This is a genomic window from Demequina lutea (genome assembly GCF_013409005.1).
GTDB classification, from domain to species: domain Bacteria; phylum Actinomycetota; class Actinomycetes; order Actinomycetales; family Demequinaceae; genus Demequina; species Demequina lutea.
Genome location: NZ_JACBZO010000001.1, coordinates 2621560 through 2638965 on the forward strand (window position 1 = coordinate 2621560; position 17406 = coordinate 2638965).

At 63.7% G+C, this 17406-nt stretch carries 17 protein-coding genes; 4 read left to right on the forward strand and 13 right to left on the reverse strand.

Features of this window, described 5'->3' with window-relative positions:
* Window positions 1–261: 261 nt before the first annotated feature.
* The 3 genes from BKA03_RS12600 to BKA03_RS12610 form a co-directional block, all read right to left on the reverse strand.
* Complete coding sequence (locus tag BKA03_RS12600; RefSeq protein WP_306457110.1) at window positions 262–1782, reverse strand: replication initiator; 1521 nt, start codon at window positions 1780–1782, stop codon at window positions 262–264.
* Between the two features lie 1316 nt (window positions 1783–3098).
* Complete coding sequence (locus tag BKA03_RS12605; RefSeq protein ID WP_005504750.1) at window positions 3099–3197, reverse strand: 30S ribosomal protein bS22; 99 nt, start codon at window positions 3195–3197, stop codon at window positions 3099–3101.
* A 62-nt stretch (window positions 3198–3259) separates the two neighbouring features.
* A complete protein-coding gene (locus tag BKA03_RS12610) occupies window positions 3260–3439 on the reverse strand; it encodes a helix-turn-helix domain-containing protein (RefSeq protein WP_238579383.1) in 180 nt (59 codons plus the stop codon).
* A gap of 232 nt (window positions 3440–3671) precedes the next feature.
* Between BKA03_RS12610 and BKA03_RS12615 the strand changes: the two genes are divergently transcribed.
* A complete protein-coding gene (locus BKA03_RS12615; protein ID WP_062074251.1) occupies window positions 3672–5054 on the forward strand; it encodes a TrkH family potassium uptake protein in 1383 nt (460 codons plus the stop codon).
* A complete protein-coding gene (locus BKA03_RS12620; protein WP_062074252.1) occupies window positions 5047–5709 on the forward strand; it encodes a potassium channel family protein in 663 nt (220 codons plus the stop codon). The genes BKA03_RS12615 and BKA03_RS12620 overlap by 8 nt, the downstream gene beginning before the upstream one ends.
* On the opposite strand, the gene BKA03_RS12625 is transcribed toward BKA03_RS12620, so the two are convergent.
* Window positions 5706–6155 carry an FMN-binding negative transcriptional regulator gene (locus tag BKA03_RS12625; protein ID WP_274518615.1) on the reverse strand — a complete coding sequence of 150 codons (450 nt, stop codon included), beginning with the start codon at window positions 6153–6155 and terminating at the stop codon, window positions 5706–5708. The genes BKA03_RS12620 and BKA03_RS12625 overlap by 4 nt on opposite strands.
* The gene (locus tag BKA03_RS15390) at window positions 6152–6379 is read right to left on the reverse strand and encodes an FMN-binding negative transcriptional regulator (RefSeq protein WP_274518616.1); all 228 of its coding nucleotides are present in this window, start codon (window positions 6377–6379) and stop codon (window positions 6152–6154) included. The genes BKA03_RS12625 and BKA03_RS15390 overlap by 4 nt, the downstream gene beginning before the upstream one ends.
* A 134-nt stretch (window positions 6380–6513) precedes the next feature.
* Between BKA03_RS15390 and BKA03_RS12630 the strand changes: the two genes are divergently transcribed.
* A complete protein-coding gene (locus tag BKA03_RS12630) occupies window positions 6514–7248 on the forward strand; it encodes a hypothetical protein (protein WP_062074253.1) in 735 nt (244 codons plus the stop codon).
* Here BKA03_RS12630 and BKA03_RS12635 read toward each other — a convergent pair.
* From BKA03_RS12635 to BKA03_RS12670, 8 genes are all read right to left on the reverse strand, one after another.
* A complete protein-coding gene (locus tag BKA03_RS12635; RefSeq protein WP_062074254.1) occupies window positions 7245–7517 on the reverse strand; it encodes a phosphoribosyltransferase family protein in 273 nt (90 codons plus the stop codon). The genes BKA03_RS12630 and BKA03_RS12635 overlap by 4 nt on opposite strands.
* Before the next feature lie 3 nt (window positions 7518–7520).
* Window positions 7521–7775, reverse strand: coding sequence for a hypothetical protein (locus BKA03_RS12640; protein WP_152649468.1), 255 nt, complete (start codon window positions 7773–7775; stop codon window positions 7521–7523).
* A gap of 234 nt (window positions 7776–8009) precedes the next feature.
* On the reverse strand, window positions 8010–10019 hold the full coding sequence (locus BKA03_RS12645; RefSeq protein WP_062074255.1) for a beta-galactosidase: 2010 nt from the start codon (window positions 10017–10019) through the stop codon (window positions 8010–8012).
* Window positions 10016–10870 (reverse strand): carbohydrate ABC transporter permease, encoded by an 855-nt coding sequence (locus BKA03_RS12650; protein ID WP_062074256.1) that lies wholly within the window; start codon window positions 10868–10870, stop codon window positions 10016–10018. Before BKA03_RS12650 ends, BKA03_RS12645 begins: the two co-directional genes overlap by 4 nt.
* Window positions 10870–11838: a carbohydrate ABC transporter permease gene (locus BKA03_RS12655; RefSeq protein ID WP_238579367.1), complete on the reverse strand. Its 969-nt coding sequence runs from the start codon at window positions 11836–11838 to the stop codon at window positions 10870–10872. Before BKA03_RS12655 ends, BKA03_RS12650 begins: the two co-directional genes overlap by 1 nt.
* A gap of 47 nt (window positions 11839–11885) precedes the next feature.
* Complete coding sequence (locus BKA03_RS12660) at window positions 11886–13205, reverse strand: ABC transporter substrate-binding protein (protein WP_238579368.1); 1320 nt, start codon at window positions 13203–13205, stop codon at window positions 11886–11888.
* Window positions 13206–13315: 110 nt separating this feature from the next.
* Window positions 13316–14338, reverse strand: a complete 1023-nt coding sequence (locus BKA03_RS12665) for an ROK family protein (RefSeq protein ID WP_152649469.1) — start codon at window positions 14336–14338, stop codon at window positions 13316–13318.
* 173 nt (window positions 14339–14511) lie between these two features.
* On the reverse strand, window positions 14512–16080 hold the full coding sequence (locus tag BKA03_RS12670) for an alpha-L-fucosidase (RefSeq protein ID WP_083971163.1): 1569 nt from the start codon (window positions 16078–16080) through the stop codon (window positions 14512–14514).
* Between the two features lie 242 nt (window positions 16081–16322).
* Here BKA03_RS12670 and BKA03_RS12675 point away from each other — a divergent pair, with 242 nt between their 5' ends.
* Window positions 16323–17357 carry a DUF4349 domain-containing protein gene (locus tag BKA03_RS12675; RefSeq protein WP_062074258.1) on the forward strand — a complete coding sequence of 345 codons (1035 nt, stop codon included), beginning with the start codon at window positions 16323–16325 and terminating at the stop codon, window positions 17355–17357.
* The last annotated feature ends 49 nt before the right edge of the window (window positions 17358–17406 follow it).

A 17406-nucleotide genomic window follows, 5' to 3' on the forward strand; every position in this document is an offset into this window, starting at 1 on the left:
CGAGCCTGCGCCTCCCCCAAGAACTCTCGTTGGTAACGAATTTGCTTATGGGATCAAGGAGGCGGGCTCGCCAAGCCGCCGTGCTCTTCGCCCGCATTCGCGAACTTCACCCGAAGCAAACCGAGAGTCCTTCTGGTTAGACCGCAACGCAGACTCCTCGCAAGGACGGCTTCTGGCTGTTTCCCGAATGACGAAAGAGTCGGCTTCCTGGGCGGTGCGCGCGGTCCACGCTCCATTAGGACCGGCAGAAGCCCGAAGGGCTCATTCCCGGGCCCCGTCACGCACGCACGTCTCGACCGTCACCTTTGGCCCTATCGCACCGCCTGGGTTGCGTGCCAAGCCCGGTGCTTGCGTCCGGGGAGGCGCACGCGGGGATTTCAAACCCGCAAACCTGCGATTCACCTCCGCCAGGGTTCGTAAGTCGACGGCACGACGTTTGCCTTTGGCGTGCGCCAGCGCGCCGTTCAGCGGCGACTTGCCAGTTGCCTCCCACCGCCGTTCAATCTCGGCGGTCTCGGCTGTCGCTGAGGCCACGGCGGTCTCGGCGGGCTCGGCTGTCGTGGCGACTTCGGCGGTCTCGGCGACTTCGGCGGGATCGTCATCGTAAGTGACGACACCTTCGATCAGCCTGGCCCGACTGCTCGTGAGCCACCGGTCATGATCGCGGACAGGACCTTTAGTGAGCATGCCCATCACACCACCGAGTGACCCACTACTAGCGATGCCGTGGAAGATGCGCTCTATAAGGTTAAAGTCAGGTTCGCACTCGCCTCTGCGGACGGAGCCGGCCATTCGACCGAGAAGTTTCCTCTCCTCGCGCAACGCTCCCAAGGTCAGGTGATGCGGAGACCAGCCCGAGGTCCTACCGCGGAACGCCGAGCAGGAGAAAGTGTTGGATGAACGACCGAACTCTCGATGGAAATTCGACGAGCAGAACTCCGGCTGCCCTTTCTCAAAGCAATTGGGGCATGGCGTCGACTCGGCGACCTCGCTGAGACGGGCTAGGAAAGCACCACGGGCTTTACCGCGGGCCCAGGGGCGCCCGCTCGTCAGGTCCTTCGCACCGTAGCCAATGGCGTCGTCAACGGTCTTGATAGTCCTGTCAGGCTTTCCCGTCTCAGTTGCCAGCCTGGCTTTGCGCGCCTCGAACCAGTTGCCGTCGATGACCTCTGCAGTTTCAAGCGTCTGGACCTCCACGGAACCCCACGCGACATCGTCGGTGGGCTCGCTTCCAGCCCAGTAGGCACGGGTAGTGACCCCTTTGATTACCTCCTCCAGGACGGTGGCATCGAGTTTGTCGTCGTGTGGAACTCGGTAGATCAAGTTCACGTGTACGGCCATCCGTCGCTGAAACTCGTGGAAGGCCAAGTAGGCGAGTTCGGGCCAGATTTTCCGCAAGCGCGCGTTGGTCGCCTTGAGGAGCGCAGGAATCGAACAGTTCAGTTTGAACAGGAGGTCGAAGTCGAAGTCGTCGAAGTCGATCGGCACGCCTTGGAGTTCTCGAACCTGTCGCGCGGTGTGGAATGCCCCGCAGCGGCACCGGCCATCGACGCCTCCACTCTGACCATGGACGAGCCCCGTGCCCTTTAGGGTGGCCGTAACTCTGACGTAGTCGAATTTTCCTGAACCTCGCTCGACGCCGTCCAGCGCGATCGTGATGACATCAGTCCAGTACTTGTTGGCACACGACTTGCAAACACTCGCATCGCGGCTTCGGCACGGGTGATACGCACCGTTCACAAACTTGGGGTTGGTGCAGGACAACCCTTCAGAGGCTGACATACCGTGCTACTGCCGGCTGGCCAGAGCGAGCACGACGGCGCACTCGCTGCACGCCTTGCCAAGTGCCAGCGTTGGCGTACCGACGCGGACTTCGCAGTTTGCATCCGTCACACCGACTCCTGAGCCCTCACTTGCATAGAGGAGCAACCGCCACACGGCATCGCCATAGCGTGAAGCGCGCGAGTCATTCCTGCCGCACACGCAAGGTCGCCCGCGTTGAGCCGACATTCGCATCAAGGCTGAACCGGCACCATCATGGCGTCGAGGTCGCATATTTTTATTCGAACAGTGCGGGTGTTTCCAACCCTGAAGGCGGGTAGGGCGCCATCGCTAATCCGCCGTTCGATCGACTTGACGGACATGTCCATGTAGTCAGCCGCGAACTCCTTGGAGCAGTAGCCCGCCGATTCGGTTCCACGACCTGTCGCGGCAATAGATGCAGGACGCCGTCCGGAGTCCCCCTTCGCACCCCGCTTCACAGTGACGCCTCAAGCATGCGTCCAGGTAGTGAACTCTGATGCGCTGCATCAAGAGCCTGGCGAATCAATAACGACCGATCACTTCGCCCAGCCCGGGCGAGAGATCGGTTCTCTGGCAGGTGGCTGTCAGGATGGGGCGACGTTTGAAGAACGACGCAGGTTGAGAAGTGGGTGACTCGTGCGCACATAGGGACTTGAACCTTCCAGTATTGGAAGGACCCCGTTCTTGGAGGCCGTCGCTGTTTTCCCTGAGTGAAATTTCCCTATGTGCTGGACGGGCCTGGGGCCCTCTCTCGTGCAAGAACGATAGCCCACTAGTTGCAGGCCAATTTCGCTCAGCCGAAGGGCTCTTCTCCGCGAGAACTTCGAGGTTTGGCCTGGCACGTGGGGGGCGAGCCATAAGTAGCATTAAGTAGCCGAGTCGTCATTGAATCGACGGGCGCGAAACCGTCCCAGACCGCCCGCCTTGTCCAATAGCGCGAGCATCCGTCGCGCGAAGTCCTGCTGTCATGTCACGAGCACTTCGGAAACGCCGAGCGCCCCGCTTGCGATTGATGGCATCCCCGGCACGGCTCGCACTGTCGAAGAACGTACCGGACGCTTCGACATCTCTCGATCGCAACGGACCACATAGGGCGCACCGGGCATGCCCGGCACGGTCCTCGTCTCACCTCACCTGTCCCCAGTTGCCGGAAGTTGTCCCTCTAGCGATGTCCACAGGTGCCCCCAACTGTCGCAAAATGGCCGCATTTGGGCATAAGAAAAGGGGCCGCTAACGCATACTTAGTGCATGACGCGGGCGGCCCCATACCGGGAGGACGAGTAAAGTCCCTGGTATTACTTCTTATTGCGGCGCTGGTGGCGCGTCTTCCGAAGCAACTTGCGGTGCTTCTTCTTCGACATGCGCTTGCGACGCTTCTTGATGACGGATCCCACGGAACCTACCTCGATCGATTGCTGACAACGGCGTCGACACGCGACGCGCGTGACACGAGGACCTAGCCTACAGCCGTGACGCCCGTTCCGTCATCTTCGCCAAGTTCGGAGGACAGTGCGGCGCGCTCCATGAACGCCGTCGCGGCGTCTTGAGGCACCCTGAAGGACTTGCCGAATCGCACGGCTGGGAGGTCGCCAGCGTGAACCCAGCGGTACACGGTCATCCGTGACACGCGGCACATCTCAGCGACCTCAGCAACGGTGAGGAAGCGAGGCGAGGGATTCTCGGCCAATCCAGGTCTCCTTAGGAAGCATCCGCCGTGTCTATCGGCGCGATGCCCCTCTCACTGTAGGGGCACATGTGACTGTTGTGAAGATACGAGAACCTGCCGATGTACCTATAGGCCCGCCGTAAGCGTGGCAAAGTGATGCCTCGGGTGCGCGATACGAGACGCGTTCCCTGAACGGAGTGGGATGACGGTCCTTGGTGCCGCGCGTGACTGGGTCGACGAGCACATCGACCACGTGGCGCTGCAGCACCCCGCCCGACTCGCGCTCGGAGCATTCGCGGTCCTGATTCTGGGGACGGGGAGCCTTCTGATGCTCCCCATCTCGTCGGCGGCGGGCACGCACACCCCCTTCGTCGACGCGCTCTTCACCGCGAGCTCGGCGTCCACCGTCACCGGGCTCGTCACGCTCGACACCGGAGTGCACTGGTCCGCGTTCGGCCTAGTGGTGATCCTCGCGGCCATCAAGATCGGCGGCCTCGGGATCATGACCCTGGCCTCGCTTGTGGCCCTCGCGGTGACAAGAAGGCTCGGGCTCACCACCAGGATGCTCGCCGCAGACGAGGCCCGAGCGGGCGCCCTCGGCGACGTGCGCACGCTCCTGCGCACCATCTTCGTTGTCTCGACGAGCGTCGAGGCCGGCATCTCGGCCATCCTGTTCTGGCGCCTGCTCTCGCACCACGTGCCGCTCGGCCGTGCGGCCTGGCATTCGGTGTTCTACGCGGTCTCGGCATTCAATAACGCCGGCTTCATGCCGGATCCCGGCGGGATTGTGCCGTACGCCGACGACCCGATTTTCAGAATGTCCATTGCGGCCGCGCTGTTGCTCGGAGCGACGGGGTTTCCCGTGTACTTCAACCTCGTGAGGTCCTGGCGCCACCCGCGCAAGTGGTCACTCCACACCAAACTCACACTTGTCACGATCGCGGTGCTGCAAGTGGCTTCGATCGCGCTGCTCGCCCTATTCGAGTGGAACAACCCCGAGACGCTTGGCGCCTCGCACGGTTGGGCCAAGGTGTGGCAGACGCTATTTGTGTCGGTCAACCAGCGCCACGGCGGCTTCGCCGGGCTCGATCACAGCCTGATGCACCAGCAGACGTGGCTGCTCGAGGACGTGCTCATGTTCATCGGTGCAGGCTCAGGAGGAACTGCAGGAGGCATCAGGGTCACCACGCTCGCGGTGCTTCTGCTCGCGATCTGGGCCGAGGCGCGGGGCCGACGCGACATCGAGGCGTTCGGCAAACGCATCGGCACTGAGGTGCTCCGCCTCGCGGTTGCCGTGACGCTCGTGTCTCTCTTCTTTGTCATCCTTGGTACGGGAATCGTGCTCGCCCAGACCACCGCCGAAGGCTTTACCCTGGGTCAGGTGGTGTTCGAGGTGTCCTCGGGTTTTGCCACAGTGGGCCTGTCGACGGGGATCACTCCGCACCTCCCCGCCGCCGCAAAAGTCACGATTACCGTCATCATGTACATAGGGCGCGTCGGGTCGATCACCGTGGTCGCGGCGCTCGCGCTCAATCGGCAGCGACGCGTCATTCGCTATCCCTCGGAAAGGCCCCTCATTGGCTAACGACACGCAGAACCAAGCCATCCTCGTCATCGGGCTGGGCCGCTTCGGTTCTGCCCTCGCAGATACGCTCGACCTGATGGACGTCGAGGTGCTCGCGGTCGACCGCGACGCCCAACTGGTCGAGAAGTGGTCGCGCAGGCTTCCGGTGGTCGAGGCCGACGCCACCGATCCGCGCGCCCTCGACCAGATCGGTGCCAAGGACTTCAGCGCCGCAGTCGTCGGTGTCGGCACGGCGCTCGAGGCCTCGGTGCTCATCACGGGAAACCTCGTCGACATGGGCATCAAGGACATCTGGGCCAAGGCGACATCGACCGAGCACAAGCGCATCCTGGAACGCATCGGCGCGCATCACGTCGTGCTTCCCGAGTCCGATGCGGGCGCCCGCGTGGCCCACTCCGTCGGCGGCAAGATGCTCGACTACATCGAGGTCGAGGACGGGTTCACGATCGTCAAGATGCGCCCGCCCAAGGAGACCCACAACTTCAGGCTTGACCAACTCGACCTGCGTAGTAAGTACGGCATCCAGGTGATCGGCGTGAAGGCGCCAGGCGAGGACTTCGAATACGCGGGCAAGGACACCGTCATCAACCCCGACGCGCTGTTGGTGGTAGCCGGGGACGGGGAATTGCTCGAAAGGTTCGCTCAGAGGCCCTAGACGCCCGACTGGAGAGCGCGAGGCGCACCTAGCCCCGCGCGGTCACGACCGCGGATTTCTCGCATGTAGCGCGCCAACGGCGGGTTGTGGAACGGCCCCAGGGCCGACAAGCCCTCGATCACGCGGTCTGCCACGGCGTCGGGCTTGTCTTGGCTCATCTTGCGCTTGGCCTCGAAGCGATCGACCTTCATGCGAAAGGCCACCGTGCCGCCGACGATGCGCTCCGCATACTCGGTGTTCGCCGCGCTCGCGTGCAGCCGCGCGGGTTGGTCCGTTTGATCCTCGAAGTAGTCCACCAGCACGTCCGTAAGCCGCAGATTCTCTGCTTGGGACACCACCTCGGGAGTCCCCGTGAGGTGGGCAACGACGAAGTTCCACGTGGGGACGGCAGGCGAGACGCCATACCAGCCGGGTGAGATGTAGCCCTGGGGTCCCTCCACGATCACGGTGAGTTCCTGCTTGCCGAGTTCGTGGAGATCTTGGTCGGGCTCTTGCCCACGTGACCAAACACGGTGAGGACGTCGGCCTGTTCATCCACCAAGACGGGGTAGTGCGAGGCGACGATGCCGCGGCCGGGCACGTGCAACACGATCGCGCACCACGGGTATTCACGAAGCAGGTCGGCAACCTCGGCCTCGTCGGCCATGGAATAGTCGGGATTCGGTCTCACCGAAACTCCTCGGATTGAAGGGCGCCGCTCGCAGCAGACTAGCCGCCTCTCGGTGGTTCGGCGCGATGAGGTCGATCCCTAGCGGACGGCGACGGCCTGCGGCTAGGCTTTGTGTAAGGCATAGGAGCCTCACGATGAACCTCTCTCATCACCACACCACGGACGCCCGCCGGGTCTCAAGGATTGCCCGGTCGGCTACCCTCGCCGTCATCGCCCTCGGCTTCACGGCGGCGTGCACTTCCTCTCCCACGGAAAGTTCTGCGGGCGCGAAGGCCACCCCGACAGCCGCGGACACCCCGGCGACCTCGTCCCCTCCACCGACGCCCTCTCCGGCGACGTCGTCCACGGCGACCGCGACATCCACCCCGGCGCCCAAGCCTGACCCCGCGCCACTCGGCTGGCCACGCCCAGGCTGGACTGCCCAGACGCTTGGCTTCTACGGCATCTCCGTCTCGATTCCGGACACGTGGTATTTCGATAACAACGAAGTGGGAACCTGGACCGACGGGACCATCAACATCTTCTGCGACGCTTGGCGCGACCCCGATCTGCTCAATCCCGAGGGACCCAACGTCATCGACCTCGCGAACTCACGCTGGAACGCGACGTTTGGCCATGGTGCCGCCGCGAACGCGTACGGCTTCCAGACGTTCTACGGCGGAAACGTGTGGGGCGCCGACGTCACCCTCGGCGACGGGACCACGGTGGAGCCGCGTGCCTTCATCGTCAAGGACAACGTGTGGATTCACTGTGGCGCCATCACCCGTGGCACCACGTCGACCGCCCCAGAGCTGCACGACATCATCGATTCGATCCAGGTCGTGAATCCCGCCGCCATGCATCTCAAGTCCTGGATGGAGAACCCCTAAGGTACGAATGGCTCACCGAGGAGACGCACGGCCTCGTCGGCGGAGCATCGCAGCCGGGCCACGGAATCGTGCGGGGCCGCTCCGACCGCGACCAGGACGCGTTCCGCGCCCAGGGCCCTAGCCACACCGATCGTCGCGAGCATCGTGCCTCCCATGGCGACGCCGTCGTCGACGGTGACCGCCGTCCGGCCGGAAAGATCTAGCGTCGGGCGTCCCGGGAGGTACAGCGCCACGCGGCGCTCAAGTCCCGCGCGTTCACGTTCCGTCACGCGCTAGATTGCCGCCGGTTCGAGGCCGAGGCCGGCGACGACGTCGACATCAAGCATGCGAACCCAGCCCTCGCCGATCGCCCCGAACCCGAATCCTGCGCGGCCGGGAACGCCCGGCGAGGTCCTTGAGTACGCGGGCAAGGAAGCCGTCGTCCGCCCCGACGCGCTGTTGGTGGCATCGGGGGACAGAGAGCGGCTCGAAAGGTCCGCCCAGCGGCAGTGGACGACCCCTGGACGGGCGCCGGGCTGCCGGGCCACGCACAGGCACTCGGCCCCCCGACCCCGAGATGCTCCGTACACCTGAGCAAGGCCCCGGGGCGGTAGGCAGGATCAGTTCGGCCGTCGGCTCCGCGCGCGCCCACGCGGTCTACGCAGGCACCACCGAAAGCGTGCGGCGCAAGACAATCGCCAGACGCCCACCGCACACGCCGTTGGCCCGGTACCTCAGAAAATGGGCAGCAGCCTCAACCAACGGCGCGTGCGGTGCCTTACCTATGCGGAAATGGGCGTCCGCAGCACGCGAACGTCACCTCCGGGAATCGTGAGGGTGTGGGAAACGTCCTCGCCAGTGATCAGGTCGTGCCCGTGCGCAGGGATGCCCATCTCGTCGCGACTGTGGTTGATGTAGAACGTGAACCGCTCTTCGCCGTTTTCCCGTGCCGCGACCTCGAGGCCTTCTGGAAGCCCGTTTGCACGAATCCCGAGTTCCTGACGCACAAGGTTCCCAATTGAGGCGCGATCCAGCCCCGCCGACACGTAGTAGACCCTGCCGCCGCCATCGAGAGTTCGGCGAGTGACGGCCGCGCGGCCGTCCAGCGCTCCCCCGGTATAGCGCGCGACGATCTCGGCATCGGCTACGCGAACGAGTTCGGTCCAATCCGCGCCCGTCCAGCCATTGTCGAGCGTGAAGGTTTCGCCTGCCTGCAGCGGTCGGAACTCCTCGCACCACGCGCCAAGCAGGTCACGGAAGGCGCCGGGGTAACCCCCCAGGCGCACCGCGCTGTCCGGTGTGACGATTCCCGAGAGGTACGTAATCACCACAGTTCCGCCGCCCAGGGCGAACTGCGAAATCCGCTCCGCGACCTCATCCTCAACGACATAGAGGGCGGGTACCACCAACACCTCGTAGTCCGCGAAGTCCTGCCAAGGCGATGCGACCTCGATCGACTCGTTCCCGGTCCAAAACGCGTGGTGCCAGTCACGTACCGCGCGCCCGTACTTGAGCTCGTTGCAGGGTTTGATCCCCTTGGATAGTGACCAGCCGGACTCGTCGTCAAACAAGATCCCCACGCGTGGCGCTGAGGTGCGGGAGCCCACCACAGGGGCGAGTCTCTCCAGGTAGCCGCCGAGACGGCACACCTCGCGGAACAGATCGCTATCCTCGCCCGCGTGGGGCACCATGGCGGAGTGGAATTGCTCAGCTCCGGAACGCGAAGCCCTCCATTGGAAGAACATCGCCCCATCCGAACCATGGGCCACATGGCTGATCGAGTTCCTGATCATCTCGCCCGGTTCTTTGGCCCGGTTACGCGGCTGCCAGTTGACTGCCGACGTCGAGTGCTCCATGAGTAGCCATGGACGGCGATCCGTGGTCATCGCGCGCATGCGGTCGCCGGAGAACGCGACATCCTGCTGCGGACACGGGTCCGGCGATCGTGTGTAATGGTCGTTCGCCACGATGTCCATGTGCGGCGCCCACCTGGCGTAATTCACGACGTCGGGCTCGGCACCCACCATGAAATTCGTCGTGACAGGAAGTTCGGGAGTGACCTCCTTGAGAATCTCGCGCTCCATCAGGAAGACGTCGAGGAGAGCATCCGAAGAGAAGCGGTCATAGTCGAGAACTCTCGCGGGATTCTTTGCGTCGTTTCCGCGGGGCGCCGTGACCTGATCGAAGGACCTGAACGTATGGCCCCAGAACGCGGAGCCCCACGCCTCATTGAGCGCATCGATCGAACCGTATTTGGCACTCAACCACTGCCGGAACGCGTCCTGTGACACGTCGCAGTAGCACCTGGCATTGCCACCGCCGTATTCGTTGCTCGCGTGCCACATGACTACATGCCCGCGGTTGCCGTAGCGCTCCGCCACGGCACGGACGATGCTCTTTGCGTAGGTGCGGAAGGTGGGGCTTGACGGGCACCACCCCAACCTGGCGCCTGGCCAATGCTGTTGCATGTCCTGATCGACCGGCAAGATCTCCGGGTGCTTGTCGAGAAGCCACGCGGGAGGCGCGGCCGTCGGGGTCGCCATATCGATCGCGATGCCGTGCTCGCCGAGGAGGTCGACGATCTCGTCCATCGACTCCCAGTCGTAGTGCCCTTCGCCCACCTCGAGGAGGCCCCACGAGAAGATGCCCAGGGACACCATCGTGACTCCCGCAGCCTTCATGAGGCGCATGTCTTCGCGCCACGTGTCGCGGTCCCATTGCTCTGGGTTGTAATCACCTCCGTAGCTCAATCCGTTTGTCGGCCATGCATTGTCGCTGTGCGACCAGGTCATCCTTTAACTCCTCCGGCAATGAGATCGAGGCGCCAGTAGCGCTGCAAGAACAGCACCAACGCCACGAGGGGAATGATCGCGACGGCTGCGCCGATGATCGCGAGCGAGTACAGCGAGGGCGAACCTGACCCTCGTTCGAGCAATGAGTTCAGTCCCACGGTGAGCGGGAATGTCGACGAATCCGACAGCATGATGTACGGAAGTAGGAAGTTGTTCCAGATTCCGACGAATTGCAGGAGGAACACGGTGACCATGCCGGGAAGCATCAGCGGCATAGCGATGCTGCGGAAGATGCGCCACTCTGACGCGCCATCGATGCGCGCGGCCTCGAGCGCTTCCTGCTGAACGGCGCCGTCTGCGTATACCTTGCACAGATAGATTCCGAACGGCGTGATAAGCACGGGAAGCAGCACCGCCAAACGAGTTCCGGCCAAGTTCAGATCGGACATGAGCAGGTACTGCGGAATCGCCAAGGTAATACCAGGAATAAGGAGTCCGCCCAAGAGCGTAAAAAGGAAGACCCGTCCCAGCACAAAGTTGAACTTCGCCATGGCGTATCCCGCGGCGGCCGAGATGAGGGTCGAGAGGGCACCGCCGACTCCGGAGTACAGCAGGGAGTTGAGCGCCCACTTGCCATAGACGCCGTCGCTGAAGGCGAAGAGCGCCTTGAAGTTGTGGACGAGTCCGGAGCCTGGTGCAAACGTGAAGGAGTTGAACAACTCGTTGGGCGCCTTCGACGCGGCAACGAAGACCCATGCCACGGGGATCAGGCAGTAGATCGCGCCGATGACGAGGATGCCGGTCGGAATGATCTTGATGCGCCTGAGACTCGCTGGTTCGTTGTTGGCCATCACATCCCCCTGCGAGCGTTCACGCGCACGACCTGGAGCACCGCGATGGACACGAAGATGATGGCCACGGCGAGCACAACCGACGCGGCGGCGGCCTCGTTGAGGTTGTCGAGCCGGAAGGCGTTGCGGTAGATGGTCAGCAGGGGCGTCCACGTATCGCTGATGCTCGTGGTGAGTGGCTTCAGCATGATCGGCTCGCCATACAGTTGGATCGCGCCGAGCAAAGCAAAGACGCTCGTGAGGATCAGCGCTGGCCGAACGAGCGGCATCTTGACGCGAAAGGCGATGCCTACCTCGGTAGCGCCGTCAAGACGCGCAGCCTCGATGAGCTCTCGCGGCAGGCCCTGGAGTGCCGTGAAGATCACGAGCATGTTGAATCCGACGCCGCCCCAGATGGAGATGTTCGCCATGGACAAGTAGATGTATCCCGATTCAAGAAAGGGGATGGTCCCGAGTCCCAGATGCTCTGTGATGTATGAAAACGGACTCGTGCGCGGAAGATACATGAATCCCCACAGCAGGGCGGCAACGACTCCTGGCACCGCATATGGCACGAAGATGCTGGTCCGCCCGAAGCGCGTGAGCCTTACTCCTGGAGTGTCAAGCAAGAGTGCGAAGAGAAGCGCGAGCCCCAATGTGGCCGGAACGGCAATGAAGCCGAAAATGAGGACGTGCCTGAGTCCCGAGAGCATCTGCGGATCGGTCAGCACCTTGATGTAGTTCTCGAACCCGACAAATACCGTCGTACGCGTGCCGAGCACGCCTCCCCCGGTGACGCGTTGCGCGTAGAGGCTCTCACGGATCGCGTATCCGATCGGGATCACGGTGAACAGAATGAACAGGATGAGCGCGGGAGCGACGAGAAAGTAGGGCGCCTTGGTGCGGCGGCGGCGTTGCCGCCGCCGCACCAAGGCCCTACCTTGATTCTTCGTGCCGGCTCCCGTACCGCTCGGAGCGACGGTTGTCACGGATTACCTCCAGTCGAGTCGTTGACAGTGAATGAGTTGAGCCCAAGTCAGTTGGAGACCTTGAAGCCCTTCTCCTTCATATCGGCGACAACGGCCTTCTGTGTCGCATCGAGGGCGTCCGCCCACGACGTGCCGTTTTGTACGGCGGCGTTCATCGCATCGGTAAACGCCGACTGGGCGACGTCCGTGTCCGGGCCCCAGGTCACGGGGCGAGTGTCAGACGCGATCTTCGCGACAATGTCGTAGTAGTCGGTCTGCTGCGGCATCAACTTAGGCGGATCCTGCTTCTTCGCCGCTTCCTGACCGGCGATCGCGGCGGGGTAGGAGTTCTGCACGTTGAGAATCAACTGCGAGCCTTCCGGGCTCGCGTTCAGCCACGCGCCAAACTCCGCCGCTTCCTTGGGGTGCTTGCTCGTAGAAACCACTGCCACCGAAGAACCACCCTGATACGAGACCGTCGCATCATTCGCATTCCAGCGAGGCAGCGGCGCCAACGACCAGTCGCCCGCGGTGTCTGGGGCGACGCCGTAAAGCACGCCGGGAGCCCACACTGCCGACGGCCAAGAGAGCATGGTGCCGTCGTTGAGCTTCGCGTTGTATTCAGGCGTGAGGATCGGTTCGGTGGTGATGAGTTTATCGTCGTACATGCCCTGGAAGAAGTTCATGACCTTCTTGGAGCCGTCGCCATTGATGTTGACCGTCCACGTGTCACCGGACAGCGACCACCACATGTCGCCCACCTGGGCGGCCACGGCCGCGTACCATCCCCAGCCGTCTGTAGTGAGTGTCGCCAGGGTCGCAGTGGGGTCTTGCGCCTTAAGGACCTCGGCATCCTTGCGGAAGTCGTCCCAAGTCACCGGGGCGTCAAGTCCGTACTTCTGGAAGATGTCGGACCTGTACACGAGAGCCATCGGGCCCACGTCCTGAGGGTAGGCGTATGTGTGTCCGTCGAAGGTGGTCTGCGCCCAGGTGCCGTCGGCATAGGCACCCTTGATGTCCTTCACGTAGTCGGTGATGTCGAGGGGCACTCCCGCGACGATCATTCTCGGCAACGAGGTGTTCTCGATCAGCGCGAGGTCGGGCGCATTGCCTGCCCGAACCGCCGCGAGTAGTTTTGCGGAAGAGTCGTTGCCTCCGCCGGCATCCGTGTGGCGCACCTGAATGTCCGGGTGCTCCTTGTTCCAGACCGCGATGTCTTGGTCCCAACCGTTCCCCCAGGCCCAGTAGTCGAGAGTAATGACCTTGCCTGGGGCAGCAGCGCCCGAGGCCGTCACGGCGCTAGTCGACGAGGTCGAGGAGCAGGCGGTAACCATCAAGGCTGTGGCAAATACTGCGGCGGCTGCGGCAGCGGCGCGTTGGTGCTTCATGAGTCTCCTTTGACTTTGGTGTTGAAGCTGTAACTGCCGCGGAGGTACTGGCGGCGTTCCGCCATCATCACGCGTGCCGAGTGAGTTTGTCAAGTGAGAGCACAAAGTCGCTATATGGTTGCTGCCGTGAGAGTGCAGAAGAGGGCGTAGCCAGCAGCGGCCCGGGCCCACTCAAGCGAGTCGAAGGAAGTCACCTCGATTTCCGGAAGCGTTTCAGACTCGCATACTTGCTGGTATCCACTCATATAGTCATCCCAGTTATCGCGGATAACATCCCGACTGTCACCTGTGAGGACGACCTTGTCTGGGTCGATCAGGTTCACTAAATTGCCGCTCGCAGCACCGAGTCCCCAGGCTGCCTGGCGCAACGCAGCCCGCGCGGCTTCATGGCCCGTACCAGCGGCTTCGAGGATCGGACGCAGTCCATGGAGACCCGTTTGCAGGCTCATCGACGCTACGGAACTCATGCCCCACAGACAGCCGTGGTGGCCCAACCGACACGGCGGTCCGTCGTTGGCCACGAGCGTGTGCGCCCATCGTCCGGCGCGTTGATGTGCACCCAGGACGATCTTGAGATCGGTGACGACGCACACGGCAATCTCATACCCCATGGAGATGAGGACCATCGAGTCCTGCCCCGAATGCAGAAGCGGCCACTGTTCAAGGGCCGTCAGCGCGGCCACGTCGTCTTCCGCATAGACGGGAACGCCCGTCTGGCGCGCCGCCAAGGCAAGCGTCGAGGCGTCGAGAAGCGTGTGTATGTGGACGCCAGTGGTCGCCCCATCGATCTGCTGAGTCGAGCCGCACACAGCCACGGCAGCGATTCGCAGCCCTGCCGCCGAGGTTTCGCGAATGCAGCGCTCAAGGTGGGTCAACACCCACGCCGAGGTGAGTTCGACCACCTCTTCCCGAAGTTCCCACACCACGGTCTTGTTGAGATCGATCGCGGTGGCAACCACCTCGGCGGCACGCACATGAATGCCGAGATGGTGGAATCTTTGGGCTTGGGCGCGAAGCATCTCAGCCGGTCGCCCGGTCGCGGCGCGCTGCTCGAGTCCGGCGTCCTCAATGAGACCCGCCGCCTCGAGATCGCGGGCGATCGTCGTCATCCGGGTGCGCGAAAGCCCCAGCATTACCGCGACCTCGGACTTCGAGAGTCCGCCCTCCCACAAAATGCGATTGAAGGCCGCCTGAGTTGTCGGGTGCAACGCAGGCCACGGCACTGGCCCAGCGCGCAAATCTTCAACGGTCGTGGTGCGACTCACCTCCCAGGTACGGCGGCGAATTCGGCCGCTCTATGGCCTGCTTAGGACGCGACATTACCATCGCCATCCGCGACCGCAGCGACCGCAGCGACCGCAGCGACCGCAGCGACCGCGCGGATCGTCGGTATTCCTCGCCGCGCGTGAATGGTCAAGGTGACCGCATCCGCCGTGACAGCATCAAACCTAAGTATCCGCTGGTACCCCACCGCCCCAGCACGCGCAACCAGAGTCTCTTCACCCCATCGCGACACCGAGACGGATAGCTCCTCGATGTTTTGACCATAGCGAATGTCCTCACGCACGACGACAGCCGAGATGTCGGTGGGCTCGTCGAATGCGAGTCGAATGAACGGCTCCGCATCGGATCCGTCGGGTGTCCACGTCGATTCCGCCCACTCGCGCGAAAACGGGTCTGACACACCGAGCGGTACAGCGCGACGCGGTGGTGCCAGCCACTCGCCCGACGAGACGGTCGGCACCGCGCGCACGGTCCCGGCAACGAACGCATCGATGAGGCCGCCGAGTTGCTGCAGCTCGTGAACGTCCGGGCCGGCGACCCGCCCGCGAGAGTCCGGCGGGACGTTCAGCAGCAGCGTCGCGTTGCCGCCAACAGAACTGCACCACAGGTCGAATAACTCGTCGGCCCGCTTCACGCGGGCGTCTTCGGTCGCGTGATAGAACCACCCCGGGCGGATTGAGGTATTCACTTCCGCCGGGTACCAGACGACGTCGTCGAGCCTGTCTGCCAGGGCCTCCCGGCTCCCAAGATCACTCTCATCGCTACGCACGAGTGCGGGGAACTCGCCATCGTCCGCTTGCTGGGATCGCTCCGCAATGCGCTCCACGTCCCTGAGCGAACCGGGGACAACGCTCCACTCGTCCGCCCGCGTGTGGCCGGCCTCGTTGCCGCACCAACGAACGTCGGGGCCGCAGACGCTGATAGCGGCATCGGGTTGCAGTTCGCGGATGACCTCGTAGTAACGATCCCAGTCGTACTCCTGAACCTTGCCGTTTGGGCCCTCGCCGTTCGCGCCGTCGAACCACACAGAAAACACATCGCCGTACTGGGTGAGCAACTCCGTGAGTTGGGCGACGAAGTAATCGTCGTAGGAGCGCCCGGATCCATACGTTGCTTCAGTGCGGTCCCAAGGCGAGACATATATTCCCAGGTCAAGCCCGTGTCGCCTCGCTGCCTCGGCCACCTCGGCTACCAAGTCGCCGCGGCCGCTGCGCCACGGCGAGTTCTTCACCGAATGCTCCGTGTGGGCACTCGGCCAAAGGCAAAACCCATCGTGGTGCTTCGCCGTCAGGATGACGCCGGTCATCCGCGCAGCCACGAGGGTACGCATCCACTGGTCGACGTCGAGGTCACTTGGAGCAAAGAGCCCCGGATCCTCATGCCCATGTCCCCACTCACGGTCCGTCATCGTGTTCATGCCGAAGTGGATGAAGGCATAAAACTCGTGGCCTTGCCACGAGACCTGCCGGGCGGTCGGGACCACTTGGGCAAGACGCGCGGCGACGTCAGCGCCACCCGCAGCGAGTGAGTCGGTGGGGGTCGTAGGCGTGTGGTCAGTGGGTGCGTAGCCCGCCTTCGATGTCTCTTCCATGTTTGTCATCTTAGTTGATTAACTCGACCGAGTTGGAGCAAAACGTCGCGCACGCGGTGGGCGGCACGATATTCGGGGGCTTCGCTCAAAGGAGGTAGAACGATCCCTCGCGGCGGCGCAATCGTCACGACGCAGCCGGGCGTTCATCGTAGTCCAGGCGATCCGCGCGACCACCGCCATCGAGAAGTACCCCTCACACCCAACGTTGGCGCGCACCCAAGCGTCTCACTAGCATGAACACCATGAGCAACAGGGGAGAGGGGACGATGCGCCGCATGCGGCGGATCGGGGTCATAGCAGGACTGATTGTTGCGGCAGGGGCGCTTGCGGGCTGTTCGGCGTCCGCCGATACATCCGTCGCCAACGCCAACGCCGGCAACGCGGCACAGGTAGACACGAAGGTCGGCGACGCGGCTGCGGCCGCGCCCGCAGCCGCCGATCGGTCCCTGGTCGTCACGGGCTCGCTCTACATCACGGTCGAGGACCCTCTCGCGGCCGCAGACAAGGCCGCAAGCATCGTGCAGACCGCGGGCGGTCGGGTCGACGCGAGGGACGAGACCGCTCCCCAGGGGCGCGACGGTGGCTCCGCCTCGCTCACGCTCCGCATCCCGGCGGACGATCTCGACAAGGTGGTCGACGACCTGCGTGCACTCGGCACTGTCGACAGTTACGCCACGCAAGCCCGCGACGTGACCACCGAGGTGACGGACCTGGACGCCAAGATCTCGACGCTGCGCGCGTCGACCGACCGTATTCAGGGCCTTCTGGCAGATGCGAAGGACATCAAGGACATCATCACGCTCGAGAACGAACTCGCCAGTCGCCAGGCGGAACTCCAGAGCCTCGAGGCGCAGCAGCGCGGCCTCCACGACCAGGTATCGATGTCGACCATCGACCTCTCGCTCACGACCAAGCCCGTCGTGATCGCGGACAACTCGCCGCAGACGTTCTGGGACGGACTGTCGTCCGGTTGGCACGGGCTCGTGGCGTTCATCTCGGTGGCCCTGGTAGTCATCGGCGCGCTTCTGCCCTGGGCGGCTCTTGGCACGGTCATCACTATCGCGGTGATCGCCATGGTCCGCGCGAGGAGAAGGCGTGCGGCCCGCCGGGCGGAGGCCTCACCGGCACCCACGCCCGCGCCCACGACGAACCCGGCTCTCTGGGCGACCCAGCCAGGTGCGCCCGCTCCCGCGGCGCCACAGGCTCCCGCGACGCCACCGGCTCCCGCGGAGAAGCTTGCGCCGGAGCATCCGACACCCAAGCCCCCAGCGGCGTAGCCCACAAACGACGACACCGGTGGCCGGCGAAGGACGTAAAAGACCAGTC

Bases quoted from the DNA above. Each gene is read 5' to 3' on its own strand.
- BKA03_RS12600 (WP_306457110.1), bottom strand. From the start codon at position 1,782: ATGTCAGCCTCTGAAGGGTTGTCCTGCACCAACCCCAAGTTTGTGAAC.
- BKA03_RS12610 (WP_238579383.1), bottom strand. From the start codon at position 3,439: ATGTGCCGCGTGTCACGGATGACCGTGTACCGCTGGGTTCACGCTGGC.
- BKA03_RS12615 (WP_062074251.1), top strand. From the start codon at position 3,672: ATGACGGTCCTTGGTGCCGCGCGTGACTGGGTCGACGAGCACATCGAC.
- BKA03_RS12630 (WP_062074253.1), top strand. From the start codon at position 6,514: ATGAACCTCTCTCATCACCACACCACGGACGCCCGCCGGGTCTCAAGG.
- BKA03_RS12645 (WP_062074255.1), bottom strand. From the start codon at position 10,019: ATGACCTGGTCGCACAGCGACAATGCATGGCCGACAAACGGATTGAGC.
- BKA03_RS12650 (WP_062074256.1), bottom strand. From the start codon at position 10,870: ATGGCCAACAACGAACCAGCGAGTCTCAGGCGCATCAAGATCATTCCG.
- BKA03_RS12660 (WP_238579368.1), bottom strand. From the start codon at position 13,205: ATGAAGCACCAACGCGCCGCTGCCGCAGCCGCCGCAGTATTTGCCACA.
- BKA03_RS12665 (WP_152649469.1), bottom strand. From the start codon at position 14,338: ATGCTGGGGCTTTCGCGCACCCGGATGACGACGATCGCCCGCGATCTC.
- BKA03_RS12670 (WP_083971163.1), bottom strand. From the start codon at position 16,080: ATGGAAGAGACATCGAAGGCGGGCTACGCACCCACTGACCACACGCCT.
- BKA03_RS12675 (WP_062074258.1), top strand. From the start codon at position 16,323: ATGAGCAACAGGGGAGAGGGGACGATGCGCCGCATGCGGCGGATCGGG.